The sequence below is a fragment of the Corallococcus sp. Z5C101001 genome, from assembly GCF_007352635.1.
Classification (GTDB): Bacteria; Myxococcota; Myxococcia; order Myxococcales; family Myxococcaceae; genus Corallococcus; species Corallococcus silvisoli.
The window spans coordinates 179,175-191,032 of the sequence record NZ_VKLU01000014.1 but is presented as its reverse complement, the minus strand read 5'-3'; the positions used below and the strand labels follow the sequence as shown (position 1 = coordinate 191,032).

14 protein-coding genes are annotated in these 11,858 nt (G+C 70.4%); 9 read left to right on the top strand and 5 right to left on the bottom strand.

The genetic code is table 11. The annotated features are described in order from the left end of the window. Positions 1–167 precede the first annotated feature (167 nt). The gene (locus FOF48_RS29230; protein WP_143906918.1) at positions 168–617 is read left to right on the top strand and encodes an OsmC family protein; all 450 of its coding nucleotides are present in this window, start codon (positions 168–170) and stop codon (positions 615–617) included. A 181-nt stretch (positions 618–798) separates the two neighbouring features. Continuing rightward, a complete protein-coding gene (locus tag FOF48_RS29225) occupies positions 799–1,623 on the top strand; it encodes a tol-pal system YbgF family protein (protein WP_143906916.1) in 825 nt (274 codons plus the stop codon). Between the two features lie 40 nt (positions 1,624–1,663). Here FOF48_RS29225 and FOF48_RS29220 read toward each other — a convergent pair whose 3' ends face one another. Continuing rightward, on the bottom strand, positions 1,664–2,146 hold the full coding sequence (locus FOF48_RS29220) for a GNAT family N-acetyltransferase (RefSeq protein WP_304503242.1): 483 nt from the start codon (positions 2,144–2,146) through the stop codon (positions 1,664–1,666). Positions 2,147–2,414: 268 nt separating this feature from the next. On the opposite strand from FOF48_RS29220, the gene FOF48_RS29215 reads away from it, so the two are divergent. Continuing rightward, positions 2,415–3,257 carry a class I SAM-dependent methyltransferase gene (locus FOF48_RS29215; RefSeq protein ID WP_161665729.1) on the top strand — a complete coding sequence of 281 codons (843 nt, stop codon included), beginning with the start codon at positions 2,415–2,417 and terminating at the stop codon, positions 3,255–3,257. A gap of 97 nt (positions 3,258–3,354) precedes the next feature. After that, a complete protein-coding gene (locus FOF48_RS29210) occupies positions 3,355–4,512 on the top strand; it encodes a class I SAM-dependent methyltransferase (protein WP_143906912.1) in 1,158 nt (385 codons plus the stop codon). 62 nt (positions 4,513–4,574) lie between these two features. Here the strand turns inward: FOF48_RS29210 and FOF48_RS29205 are convergent, their stop codons facing one another. Next, positions 4,575–5,390 carry a metallophosphoesterase gene (locus tag FOF48_RS29205; protein ID WP_255442801.1) on the bottom strand — a complete coding sequence of 272 codons (816 nt, stop codon included), beginning with the start codon at positions 5,388–5,390 and terminating at the stop codon, positions 4,575–4,577. Between the two features lie 208 nt (positions 5,391–5,598). Here FOF48_RS29205 and FOF48_RS29200 point away from each other — a divergent pair, with 208 nt between their 5' ends. Further along, positions 5,599–6,729, top strand: a complete 1,131-nt coding sequence (locus FOF48_RS29200) for a hypothetical protein (protein ID WP_143906910.1) — start codon at positions 5,599–5,601, stop codon at positions 6,727–6,729. Positions 6,730–6,792: 63 nt separating this feature from the next. On the opposite strand, the gene FOF48_RS29195 is transcribed toward FOF48_RS29200, so the two are convergent. Both FOF48_RS29195 and FOF48_RS29190 read right to left on the bottom strand, forming a co-directional pair. Next, complete coding sequence (locus FOF48_RS29195) at positions 6,793–7,161, bottom strand: cupin domain-containing protein (protein WP_143906908.1); 369 nt, start codon at positions 7,159–7,161, stop codon at positions 6,793–6,795. Positions 7,162–7,359: 198 nt separating this feature from the next. Continuing rightward, positions 7,360–7,560, bottom strand: coding sequence for a cold-shock protein (locus FOF48_RS29190; protein WP_014395088.1), 201 nt, complete (start codon positions 7,558–7,560; stop codon positions 7,360–7,362). A 354-nt stretch (positions 7,561–7,914) separates the two neighbouring features. Between FOF48_RS29190 and FOF48_RS29185 the strand changes: the two genes are divergently transcribed. From FOF48_RS29185 to FOF48_RS29170, 4 genes are read left to right on the top strand one after another with little or no spacing between them, the layout of a single operon-like run. Continuing rightward, a complete protein-coding gene (locus FOF48_RS29185) occupies positions 7,915–8,451 on the top strand; it encodes a periplasmic heavy metal sensor (RefSeq protein ID WP_143906906.1) in 537 nt (178 codons plus the stop codon). Between the two features lie 30 nt (positions 8,452–8,481). Beyond that, a complete protein-coding gene (locus FOF48_RS29180) occupies positions 8,482–8,697 on the top strand; it encodes a hypothetical protein (protein ID WP_143906904.1) in 216 nt (71 codons plus the stop codon). A 15-nt stretch (positions 8,698–8,712) separates the two neighbouring features. Next, positions 8,713–9,393 carry a response regulator transcription factor gene (locus tag FOF48_RS29175; protein ID WP_143906902.1) on the top strand — a complete coding sequence of 227 codons (681 nt, stop codon included), beginning with the start codon at positions 8,713–8,715 and terminating at the stop codon, positions 9,391–9,393. Continuing rightward, positions 9,393–10,796, top strand: coding sequence for a HAMP domain-containing sensor histidine kinase (locus FOF48_RS29170; RefSeq protein WP_143906900.1), 1,404 nt, complete (start codon positions 9,393–9,395; stop codon positions 10,794–10,796). The genes FOF48_RS29175 and FOF48_RS29170 overlap by 1 nt, the downstream gene beginning before the upstream one ends. Positions 10,797–10,962: 166 nt before the next feature. Here FOF48_RS29170 and FOF48_RS29165 read toward each other — a convergent pair whose 3' ends face one another. Further along, complete coding sequence (locus FOF48_RS29165) at positions 10,963–11,790, bottom strand: carboxypeptidase regulatory-like domain-containing protein (RefSeq protein WP_143906898.1); 828 nt, start codon at positions 11,788–11,790, stop codon at positions 10,963–10,965. Positions 11,791–11,858 lie beyond the last annotated feature (68 nt).

The following is an 11,858-nucleotide window of genomic DNA, read 5'->3' as shown; positions in this document are numbered from 1 at the left end:
AATTGAATAGAACGCAATTCTAACGAACACGTCACGTTTTGGAGTCCTGCCCGGCCCGCCAATCCCACACATGTCGTCCATTTCAATCCGGGTCGGCATGGGCTGAGTCGTGGCGGCGCGGGTGCGGCTGTGGAGACGCCGCGCAGCGACCTGGCGTAGAACGGGGCATGACCAACGCCTCCGATAGCGTCCTGCTCGCCGCCGCCACGGTGGAGGGCGGCGAAGGACTCACCCAGCACGTCCGCACCGGACGCCACCAGTTCATCGCGGATGAGCCCGTGGCACGCGGTGGCGCGGACCTTGGCCCCGCGCCGTATCAGCTCCTGATGGGCTCGCTCGGCTCCTGCACGGCCATCACGCTCAAGATGTACGCGGAGAAGAAGAAGTGGGACCTGGGCAGGCTCGTCGTGCGCCTCAAGCTGATGCGCGAGCCCGCGGGTGAGCGCGTCGAGCGGGTCCTCGACTGCGCGGACACGGTGACACCGGAGCAGCGGGCGCGGCTGCTCGAAATCGCCGCGAAGACGCCCGTCACGCTGACGCTGTCCCGCGCGCTGCATATCGACACGCGCTTCGCGTCCACGGAGCCGCCGGACTCCACCGGCCCCACCCAGGGGTAGCCCCATTGAACCTGGCACCCCCAGCACAAGCATGAGGCAGGGGATGCCAGGGCTCCCGATAGCTGGCACGTGAAGTGCTTTTCAGGGTACGAGAGGCTTTGTCCTTTACCTCCCGGACTCCCACGTGAATGCACTTCCCCTGCCGAAAGAGCGCCATCTCAGGCCCCTCTCCTTTTTCTCCTTGCGCAGAGGCATCACGGGACTGGCGCTCATCGCCGTCTACCTCATCTCCTATCAATATTTCGCCCGAGGGGGCGCGAATCCCAGGGTGAGCATGTCCCCGCAGGTCGTGATCCCGCTCCTGGTCGCGGTGTTCCTGACGCTGTTCGCCTTCTTTTTCTGGCGGATCCGCAGATGGGGGGCCGCCTATCATCAGGGGGTTTCCTTCTTCGGAGCAGGTGACGAACGAGAAGCGGCGCACCGCTTCGAGGAAGCCGCACGCCGCAGCACGCAGGGGACGCAGCGAGCCGTGTCGGTCGCCTTGCTCGGCCAGTGCATGCTGGCGCTGGGGGATGCTCCGCGAGCGCTCGAGCTCTTCGGTTCGGCGGAGCGCTCCCGCCAGGTGCGCAGGTCCGTGCCGGCGTTGTACCGGTGGATGCCCAACTTGATCGCCATGGCCTACTTCGTCCAAGGAGACGGCGGCGCCGCGCGCGCATGGCTGGAGGAGGGGCGCAAGCGGGCCAACGGCCTCCCTCCCACGTATGCGTTGCTCCCGGAAGTCGGGCTCCTCTGCCGCGAGGGCCGCCACGCAGCCGCGGTGGCGGAGTTGGAGTCTCGCACGGCGGAAGCGGACATGCTGGTGGGGCGGGATGCCCGCCGACTCAAGCTCCTCCGGGCCTTCGCCCTGGACTCCCTGGATCCGGCCACCCATGCGGCCGCCATTGATGTCGCGCTGAGCACGACACAGCCCACGCGCCCCGACGATTTCGACATGCTCTCGGCCCATTGGCCGGAGCTGCGGGCCTTCATGGAGCGCAAGGGTATCCCCGGCACGCGCGCCGCGTAGGTTTCGCGTCGAAGCAGCCCACGGGAGGCCAGGGGCGCCGCTACTTCCGGCGATAGACGTCCGGGTCGTGGCGCTCCATGAAGCGCTCGGGGCTCTTCAGCGGGGTGAAGCCATGCCGCGCGTACAGGCTGTGCGCATCCCGCGTCGCCAGGAGGAAGCGCCGCAGTCCCTGGAGGTCGGGGTGCGCCATGACGGCCTCCATCAACCGCTTGCCCAAGCCCTGGCCCTGGTGTGACTCCAGGATGAACACGTCGCAGAGGTAGGCGAACGTCGCGCGGTCCGTGACGACGCGCGCGAAGCCCACCTGGATACCGTCCGCACCATACAAGCCGAAGACAAGAGAGTTTCGCAGGGCCTGCTCGACCATCGACCGGGAGATGCCCGGGCTCCAATAGGAGCGCGTCAGGTATCCGTGAACGACGTCCAGGTCGATCCGGGCCGCGTCGTCCGAAACGAAGAAACCGCCCTCACCCTGGACCTCCATGGCGTGAGGAAGCGGTGCTGCATCACCACGGGTGCTCATCCGGTCCTGTTCTCCCCGCGGAGGCCAGACCTGGAAGAGGACGGCTCGCCGCGCCGCCGACGGTATCGAAGAAAGAGGGGTCGGTGCTGTCCGTCGAGGTCAGCGGCCTTGCGACCGTGCCGGCCTTCGGGCGCTCGGGTTGGACAGCGCCCCGTTCGTTTGACACCCTCCTGGGCACATGCCCCCCACCCCCTCGACTCCACCCGCCTCCCCCTGGTGGGTCGAGCGCGCCGAGACCCTTCTCCTGGCGCCCTGGGATTCACGAACGTTGGGCCTGGGCGCACGGTGGGAGCTCTTCGAGCGGTTCTCCTTCGTGCAGGAGAACGTGGAGCCCGAGCTGCTCCTTCTCGACGTCCGAGCGCGTCCGGAGCTCCAGGTGCTCTGGGCGGCGCTGATGGCACGCGCGCACGCGGTCACCGAGGCGCTGGATGCGGCAGGCGCGGACGTCGCGCAGCAGCTCCGCTCGGGAGGCCTCTCTCCGGCGCGCTTCAGGGAACAGTGGGAGGGGCTTGGCTTCACCGAGGCCACGGGCCGCGCGAGCACGGCGGCGGATGACTGGCTTGAGGGCCTGCTGCGCATTTCACGTATCACCACGGGCCAGGACCGCCCCCCCTTCGGGCAAGTGAACATGGCCTCGCGGGCCCAGCGCATCTCCGACTTCCTGTCCACCACGAGCCCTGGGCAGCGCGACACCGTCTACGACCTCGGCTGCGGCAACGGGAAGTTCGCCATCACCGTGGCCGCGAGCACCTTCGCCCAGGTCAAGGGCGTGGAGTACGGACAGACGTACGTCGAGTCCGCGCGCCGCAATGGCGAGCGCTTCGGGCTGCCGAACCTGGAGTTCATCCACGCGGATGTCCGTGACGTGGACCTGTCGGATGGCACCGCGTTCTATCTGTACTTCCCCTTCTGGGGAGAGGTGGCGCACGCGGTCGCACGGATGCTGGGGGAGGTCGCGCGGGCTCGGGACATCACCGTGTACGCCTCGGGCCCGCGCCACGACTACGGCGAGCACTTCCTCGAGCAGGTGTCACAAGGAGCCCTGTGTCTGGCGCCGCAGCGCCAGGATTTCGCCGACGTGATGGTCCTGCGCAGCGCAGCCTTCGCCTGAGCAGCCGCACCCGTTCGCGCGGGGAGGCCCCGCCATCGGGAGCCCCCTGCCCTACCGTGCGCGCGACGGTGGGGCTCGGACGTGCTAGCCCAGGCCCATGCACCGCCCACGCCGCCCCACCGCCGCCCAGAAGGGGCCGTCGTCCACCGCCACGCCCTTCGAGTTTCCCCCCGACGCCGCGTTCACCTGGCACTCGGAGAGTGATGAGCCCGCTCCCACGCGCCTGTCGGCCGTGGATGATGGGCTCAGCGCCGACACCGCGCTCAAGCGCGTCCGGCGGGGCGAGTTCCTGCGCTACACCGGAGACTTCCACAACGCGAAGCAGCTCCTCGGCGCGCTGGGTCGGCGCCTCGAGCGGCCGTCGCAAGCCCGCTCGCCGCTGGAGGCGTTCCGGGCCGAGCGCCGCGCGCGGCAGCTGGAACATGCGACGCTGTCGCGAGTCGTCGTCGCGCTCGACAAGAGCTACCGCCTGGGCCTCGCGAGAGCACCGGAGGTCTCCGAAGCGTGTCGACAGGTGTGGGGCGAGCCCACCGCGGACTTCACCGTCGTGCCGCTCAAGCAGTTGCTTGGCATGCTCGGGGCCACGGAGTGGCGGCGCAAGGGCCTGGCCGTCCCGGGGCTGAAGGGCCAGCTCCATCCGCACTACGGCGTCTACCTGCCCACGCGCACCGACTACGTGGAGCTGCTGGCCGCCGTGGCGGACGTGAAGGACAAGCGCGTGTTCGACGTGGGCACCGGCACCGGAGTGCTCTCCTTTCTCCTCCTGCAGCGAGGCGCGGCGTCCGCGCAGGCCACGGATTGCGACTCCCGCGCGGTGGCGTGCGCCCGGGAGAACGCGGAGCGACTCGGCCTCTCGCAGCGCTTCCAGGTCACGGAGTCGGACCTGTTTCCGGACGGAAAGGCGGACCTCGTCGTCTGCAACCCACCGTGGATTCCGGAGCCGCCCAAGAACCGGGTGGACCGAGCGGTGTTCGACGAGGACAGCCAGTTCCTGCGGCGCTTCCTCGAAGGACTCCCCGCCGCGCTCACCCCGGGGGGAGAGGGGCTGCTGATCCTGTCGGACCTCGCTGTGTTGCTGGGCTTGCGTCCGCCCGGGTGGCTGGAGGAGCAGTTCGCGCGCTGCGGCCTGACGGTGTCCTGGCGAAAGTCCACCCCGGCGCGGCACTCCAAGGCCAAGGACACGACGGACCCACTGCACGCCGCGCGCTCCCGGGAGATCACCACCCTCTACGGCCTCGTGCCCGCCGCCAGGTAGCACCGGGAGGCTCGAGCACGGCGACCGCCGCGGGCGACGGGATGCGGCGCCTCGCTCCGGGGTCAGGTGCCGGCACGCCGGAGCAGCACGGCGCGAGCATCGACGTTGAGGACCTGCGTGCCTCCCGCGAGCGTGGCCAGCGGGACGTCCCAATGGCAGTGACCGCAGATGACGAGGAGCCTGCTCCAGGGCTCCACGGCCTCCCGGATGACGGCGTTGCCGCGCAGGTTCGTCCCAGGCACGTCCGGGCCCTCGTGGAGGAGGAGCACCTCGGGCTCCTGGAGGAGGACGCTTTCGATTCGCTCCAGTTGGGCGGACTGCTCGCGCCGGTTCAGCTTGTCGGGCCGGCCGATGATGTAGCTCACCCCGCCCAATGACAGCCCATCCGGCGCGACGACCTCGCCATCCAACAGGGTGCGCCCCGGTTGGTGGAAGAAGCGCGCTTGCTCCTGGCCACGCCCGAAGGTGTCGTGGTTCCCCGCGACGCCGACGACCCAGCGAAAGGACGCGGAGAAGGCGCTCCAGACGCTCCGCACATCTCCCGAAGCCCCCCGCACCTCCGCGCCGGGGCTGGAGAAGAGGTCGCCCGCGAGGAGGATGCCAGTGCGGCTCGCGAGAGGGATGTCACCCGCCTCGCCCATCATCGCCAGCTCATCCGCCAGGACCTCGCCCAGCAGCGCCGCGGCCCCGTCGCGCAGGGCATGGGGTGCCATGCCCTGGAGGTCCGACAGCGCGATGACCGCGTCCACGTCCGGGGGAAGGCTGTCCACCCAACCGCACAGCAGCGGCAGTCTTTCAGCGCGCGTCCCCCCTCGCGGCGCGGCGTTCAGGTACCACCATTCATGAAGGGGCTTCTCATCAACGGTCAGGATTCGCATGCCCCGTCGACGAGGTCCGCTCCCGAGGCTGACAGCGCGTGGCGGGCCCTCTTCCCTGGGGAAACCGCGCTCGCCGCCGCGTCAGTCTTGTTCAACGGCATGCTAGTGTCGCAGGCACCTGCTTGGCCGGAGCCGGGTTCTGAGGTCGCGAGCAATGTCGACGTTTCGAGGAACGGTTCTGGCCCTCGTCCTGGGATTGAGCGTGGGAGTGGCCGCTTCGTGCCAGTCTCCAACCGGGTGCGAGGGATGCATCAACAAGCAGGGCGTCTGCCTCCGAGGCACCCTGGATTCAGCCTGCGGCTCGTTTGGCGCGGCATGCGTCGCCTGTGGGTCGGGCGCCCTGTGTCAGCAAGGCGTCTGCGCCCCGGAGCTGCCTGACGCGGGGCAGAACGACGCGGGGCAGAACGACGCGGGGCAGGACGACGCGGGCCTCGGGGTTGACGCTGGACCGGCGGACGGCGGCATGGCGGATGGAGGAGGCGATGGGGATGGTGGCTCGACGCCCAGCTTCCAGCTCATGCCGAGCACGACCACGGCGACCCTGCGGGATGTGGCCGTCGTGTCCCCCACGGAGGCGTACGTCGTGGGACTCCGCGGCACCGTGCTGCGTTGGGACGGCAGCCAGTGGAGCGCCGCCGGTTCGCCGACGTCCCTGGATCTCTACGCGTTGACGCTCGCCGAGGGTGGAGGCTGGGCGGTGGGTGAAGGCGGGACCCTCCTGTCCCTGGCGAGTGGCACGTGGTCTGGGTACAGCCCCCCGCTGACGGCGGCCCCGCTCACGGGCATCGCCGCGGCGTCATCGCGGAGCGCCATGGCAGCCGGCAAGGAGGGGGATCAGCACTACACGTTCGTCTGGGACGGCGCGCAGTGGACGAAGCTCGCCACGGGCACCCCCCACCCCTACACCCAGATGCCAGACATCTTCATGGTCGCGGACGGCACGGCCTTCGCCGCCAAGGACAGCTCGATCATGCGGTGGACGGGCACCGACTGGGAGTCGCTGACGACGCCCACCACGACGAGCCTCCAGGCTGTCTGGGCCGCTTCCGCCAACGAGGCCTTCGCCGTCGGCTCGTCGGGAGTGGTGATGCGGTGGAGGTCCACCGCCGGCCTCGTCATGGATCAGCTCTCGCCCTACCCCTTCCTCCACGGCGTCTGGGGGAGCGGCTCGAGCGACGTCTGGGCCGTCGGCTCGGGCGGGACGATCCTGCACTGGAACGGCGATGACTGGACGCAGGTGGACTCGCCTACGACGAAGGACCTGTACGGTGTTTCGGGCTCGGGCCCCGACGACGTCTGGATCGTCGGAGCCGGGGGCACCATCCTCCACGGTCCTTGAGGAGAACGCGCGGGGGGCCGGCGCCGTCGGCCCTCCTCGCGGCAAGCCCTGCTCGCCGCCGCGTCAGGCCTTGGCGCCCTTCGCCACGGCGTCGTGCTCGTCACGGCCGTGCACGGAGGACACGGGGCTGGTCGCCTCCACGGCGGAGAAGGTCTCCAGGACCTTGTACGTGTGACTGGAGCCGCGCGGCACGAGCCAGGAGTCACCGGGGTTCAGCAGGATGACCTGCCCCTCCAGGTGCAGCTCCGCGCGGCCCTTGAGCACGTAGCCCACGGTCTCGTAGTCGCGGGTGCTGGCGGGCTTGGCCTCGGCGGGCGGCTCGTCCTCCCACAGCCGCATGGCCACGCGGACGCCGGACGCGAGGTACTTCTGGCCCATCTCCCCCTTGGGGGAATGGCGGCTTTCGACCTTCTTCACGCTGGTGTCGCCCATGGTCGCTTCTCCTCGGGGGGCGGCGTGCGACGCCGCGCTCCACCTGGGAAGAAGGTAGGGAAGGCCCCGGGCGCTGGCGGACCGCGCGTCGCGGATCGCCTGCCTGCCCTGCGTCCAGAAAGACGAAAGCCCAGTCTCCGCAAGGGAAGACTGGGCTTCGGTGACTCACCGCTCGCGGAGAGTCGGGATTCGTTCAACTCAGGCGGCGCGGACGTTCTGCGCCTGCAGGCCCTTGGGGCCCTTGGTGACTTCGAACTCCACCTTCTGGCCCTCGGCCAGGGTGCGGAAGCCATCCATGTTGATGGCAGTGTGATGGCAGAAAACGTCTTCGCCATTGTCCTGCGCGATGAAACCGAAGCCCTTCGCGTCGTTGAACCACTTCACGGTACCAGTTGCCATTGTGAGTCTCTTCTCTTTCTCTGCTCTGAACCGGTGACCGGCTCTCGCCTGCCACCGGTGCCGAAACGAACACCGCCCCGGCACGCCGGGCACTCTACCCACTTCCTGCGGGAACTCCACTCCTGAGAGTGGAATCCAGCAGGCAGCCGTCCGTCATCCGACACAGCGGACTCCGTCGAGGCCCGGCGATTGAACACCCCGGGCCCCGCCGCGATTCCGGACGAGCGCGTCCCGGCCTTCATACTTCTTCACCCCAGCCGGGCGTGGGCTTCACACCCGGCTTCTACCTTGAGCTCCGTCAGAAACGACACGGGCCCGCCTGGTCGGTGCCCGGCCTGCTTTCAGGAGCCACACATGTTCGGATTCGTTTTCGGTACCGCCTGCCTCGCCGGTCTCTTCGCCACCCTGCACCGGGGGCGGTACGGCCACTACCACCACCACGCGGGCCATGGGGGCCGCTGGAGCGCGCGCCCCCGGCTCCGCTGGCTCTTCGAGCGGCTGGAGACGTCGCCCGGCCAGGAGAAGGTCATCGTGAAGGCGGTGGAGGACGTGCGCGAGGCCTTCGCCAAGGTGAAGGACCAGTGGGGCCCCAGCCGCACGGCGCTCGCGGGGTCGATGCGCGGGGAGCACTTCGACGGCGCCATGCTGCGGGAGCTGTTCAGCCGCCACGACGTGGCGCTGGAGACGCTGCGCAACGCGGTGCAGGACGGGCTGTCCCGGATGCACGAGGCGCTGGAGCCCAACCAGCGCCGCGAGCTCGCGGACATCATCGAGCACGGCTGGGGCTACGGCTGGCGCGGGGGCCGGGGCTGGCACGGGCGAGGCTGCGGTGGACGCGGCCGTTGGGGAGGCCGTCCCCACAACGATGACGGCCCGGCGTCCTTCGTCTGAGCCCCCTGCCCTTCGTCTGGAGACCGCCACATGAGACACCGTCTGCTCGTCGTCCTGCTCGCCGCGGGTGCCATCGGAGGCTACGCCTCCGGCTTCGCGAACCTCGCCCGCCACCACCGCTCGGCCTGCCACCGGGGCGACTGGGGAGGCCCCGCCTACCGCAACGGGATGCCTCCGTACTGGGACTGGCACGCGCAACCGCCTCCAGGCGCCGCGGGCCCCGCCGACGCGCCGGGAGCGCGTTAGGATTCCGCCCCGCCCATGCCCACCCGCGTCCTGCTCATCGATGACGACACCCGGATGTTCGAGCTGCTCGCGGAGTACCTCGGGCAGAACGGCATCACCGTCAGCCACGCGCCCGACGGCGGCCGGGGGCTGGCGGCGCTGGAGGCGAACGCCTTCGACGCCGTGCTCCTGGACGTGATGATGCCGGGCATGGACGGCCTGGAGGTGTGCAAGCGCATCCGGGCCAAGAGCCGCATCCCGGTGCTGATGCTCACCGCGAAGGGCGACGAGACGGACCGGGTGGTGGGCCTGGAGCTGGGCGCGGACGACTACCTGCCCAAGCCCTTTGGCCCGCGCGAGCTGCTCGCCCGCCTGCGCGCGGTGTTGCGGCGAGCGCAGCCGTCGGCCGTGGCGGACCGGCTCGAGTCGAGCGGGGTCTCCATCGACGTGTCCGGGCGCGAGGTGCGGGTGGAGGGACGCGCGGTGGATTTGACGGGGCTGGAGTTCGACCTGCTGCTCGCGCTGGTGCGGCGGGCGGGCCGGGTGATTCCCCGCGACGCGCTCCTGGGCGAGGCGGGGCGAAATGACACCGTGGTGAGCGAGCGCACAGTGGACGTGCACATCTCCCACCTGCGCCAGAAGCTGGGGGACGTGGGCACGCGCCTCATCAAGACGGTGCGCGGCGTGGGGTACGTCTTTGCGAAGGAAGGCACCTGATGGGCTGGGGCCACCGGCATCCCCACGGGGGGCCCTGGGGACGGAGGCCCCCTCCGGGTTTCCGCCACCATCACCCTGAACATCCCCACCACCGGCGCAAGTTCCACCTGGGCCGGCTCGGGTCCTTCGTGCAGGCGCGGCTGCGGCGGCGGCTGTTCGTCATGTTCGGGCTCACCATCCTGGTGACGGTGTTCGTGGTGTCGTGGGTGATGAACCTGACGGGCGGCAACTCCTGGAGGCAGGAGACGGAGCGCGTGCGCTCGTTCGTGGGCCACCGCTTCGCGGAGGTGTGGGACGCGCCCGCGGCACGCGACTCCCTGGTGCGGAGCATCTCCGACGACCTGGACGTGGAGGTCGAGCTGAAGGACCTGTCCGGCGCGGTGGTGGCCCAAGGAGGCGCCCCGTGCCCGAAGCCGGACGCCTCCATCCCCGTGATGCGGGAGGACGCGCAGCTGGGGACGCTGCAGGTGTGCTACCTGCGCACCCGCACGCGAAGCCCCTGGCAGGCTGTCTTGCCGCTGGGCATCGCGGTGCTGGTGCTGTGGACGGCGGCGGGCGGCATCTCGTACCGGATGGCGCGCCCGGTGGACACGCTGGTGCGAGCCACGCAGGAGCTGGGCGAGGGCCGGTTGGGCACGCGGGCGAGCCTCCACCACCACGCCACCGGTGAGTTCGCGGTGCTCGCCGAGTCGTTCAACGACATGGCGGCGCGCATCGAGAAGCAGATGGCGGATCAACGCGAGCTGCTGGCCGCGGTGTCGCATGAGCTGCGCACCCCCCTGGCGCGGCTGCGGGTGCTGACGGAGCTCTTGCGCGACGGAGGAGGCAACCCGCGCACGTTGGATCAGGTGGACCGCGAGGTGGTGGAGCTGGACGCGCTGGTGGGCGAGCTGCTGGCGAGCTCGCGCCTGGACTTCGGACAGCTCACGCCCAAGGCGCTGGAGGCGGGCGTGCTCGCGGCCCAGGCGCTGGAGCGCACCGGCCTGTCCGCCACGCTGTTGCAGCCGGAGACGGATGACGTGACGTTGCTGGCGGACGCGACGCTGCTGGGCCGCGCGCTGGTGAACCTGCTCGACAACGCCCGCAAGCACGGCGCGGGGGTGGAAGCGCTCCGGTTGCAGGAGCACGGCACGGAGCACCTGGCCTTCAGCGTGGAGGACCGGGGCCCGGGGCTCCTGCCTGGCGAGGAGACGCGCATCTTCCAGCCGTTCTACCGCAAGGACCGGGGCGGCGAGGCGCGCGAGGCGGGTTCGCTGGGGTTGGGGCTCGCGCTGGTGCAGCGCATCGCCCGGGCCCACGGCGGCGAGGTCTTCGCGGAGAACCGGCCCGACGGAGGCGCGCGGGTGGGCTTCACCGTCCGCAAAGCGGGCCCACCGACCCTCCCCGTGACCCCGCAGGCCTAGCGGCCTCGAACCGCCGGGGGAGCAGGCGCCGCCCTACCGAAGCGCGCCGCCGAGAATGTCGCGACCGCCGCGAAGGCGCAGCGCCCGCGAACCGCCGGGCGACTCCACGCACGACGCGGCCTGGAAGGGGGCCGGGTGAACCGTCCCCCCGGTCCAGGCGGACGCGCTACTGCTTCGCCTGGGCGTCGGTCACGGCGAAGGTGAAGGACGCCTCCGTGGGAGCGCCCTCCTTCACGGTGACCTCCGCCGTCTTCGTGCCCAGCGTCTCGTGCCACGCCTCCAGCGTGTACGTGCCCGCGGGCAGGCCCGTCAGGGTGAACGTGCCGTCAGCGCCGGTGGTGGTGAAGTACGGGTTGGGGTTGCTCACCACGTAGGCCGTCATCCACGGGTGCACGTCGCACTTCAGCCGCAGCACCTCCGCGTCCGAAGGCAGGGGCTTCTGCACGGGCGCACCCGAGGGCGGCTGGGCCACGTTGAACACCGGCCGGGTGCCCACCACGCCGCGCACGTTGTGCAGCGTGCCGTCGCTGTTCTTGAACACCACCTGCTGGCCCGCCACCGCGCCCTGCACGCGCGGCACATAGGCGCACTTGGACTGGTCCACCTCCACCGGCGTGGACGGCGCCGCGGGCGCGCCAGCCACCGGGCCCTTCACGCGCACCAGCACGTTCTGGAGCTTGCCGTCCTTCACCAGCACGGACTGCTCCTTCTCCGGCCGGCCGTCGCACGCGGGATCCGCGCTGGGCGCCAGCTCCGCCATCGCCGGAGGCGTGCCGGTGAACGACACCGTGCCCTTCACCACGCCATTGCCCGCGGGCGCCGGAGCCGCCGCCTCGCCCGCGCCCGCAGTGGGGGTGGGGGGGACGGCTTCCTGCGTGGGCGCCGACGGACGCGTGGCGGGCGCCGAGGGGGGGGCTTCGTCCTTCTTGCACGCGGGCAGGGCCATGAGCCCCGCCACACCGACCATCGACAAGCCAAGCGTACGCAGCTTCATGAGGCGGCCTCCTCTGGAAGTCTTCCGTGTTGCGATGCCCGCCGTCGTAGTGGAAGGCACCGGTCAAG

Bases quoted from the DNA above. Each gene is read 5' to 3' on its own strand.
- FOF48_RS29180 (WP_143906904.1), top strand. From the start codon at position 8,482: ATGAGACACCGTCTGCTCGTCGTCCTGCTCGCCGCGGGTGCCATCGGA.
- FOF48_RS29165 (WP_143906898.1), bottom strand. From the start codon at position 11,790: ATGAAGCTGCGTACGCTTGGCTTGTCGATGGTCGGTGTGGCGGGGCTC.
- FOF48_RS29230 (WP_143906918.1), top strand. From the start codon at position 168: ATGACCAACGCCTCCGATAGCGTCCTGCTCGCCGCCGCCACGGTGGAG.
- FOF48_RS29220 (WP_304503242.1), bottom strand. From the start codon at position 2,146: ATGAGCACCCGTGGTGATGCAGCACCGCTTCCTCACGCCATGGAGGTC.
- FOF48_RS29175 (WP_143906902.1), top strand. From the start codon at position 8,713: ATGCCCACCCGCGTCCTGCTCATCGATGACGACACCCGGATGTTCGAG.
- FOF48_RS29190 (WP_014395088.1), bottom strand. From the start codon at position 7,560: ATGGCAACTGGTACCGTGAAGTGGTTCAACGACGCGAAGGGCTTCGGT.
- FOF48_RS29210 (WP_143906912.1), top strand. From the start codon at position 3,355: ATGCACCGCCCACGCCGCCCCACCGCCGCCCAGAAGGGGCCGTCGTCC.
- FOF48_RS29205 (WP_255442801.1), bottom strand. From the start codon at position 5,390: ATGCGAATCCTGACCGTTGATGAGAAGCCCCTTCATGAATGGTGGTAC.
- FOF48_RS29195 (WP_143906908.1), bottom strand. From the start codon at position 7,161: ATGGGCGACACCAGCGTGAAGAAGGTCGAAAGCCGCCATTCCCCCAAG.
- FOF48_RS29170 (WP_143906900.1), top strand. From the start codon at position 9,393: ATGGGCTGGGGCCACCGGCATCCCCACGGGGGGCCCTGGGGACGGAGG.
- FOF48_RS29185 (WP_143906906.1), top strand. From the start codon at position 7,915: ATGTTCGGATTCGTTTTCGGTACCGCCTGCCTCGCCGGTCTCTTCGCC.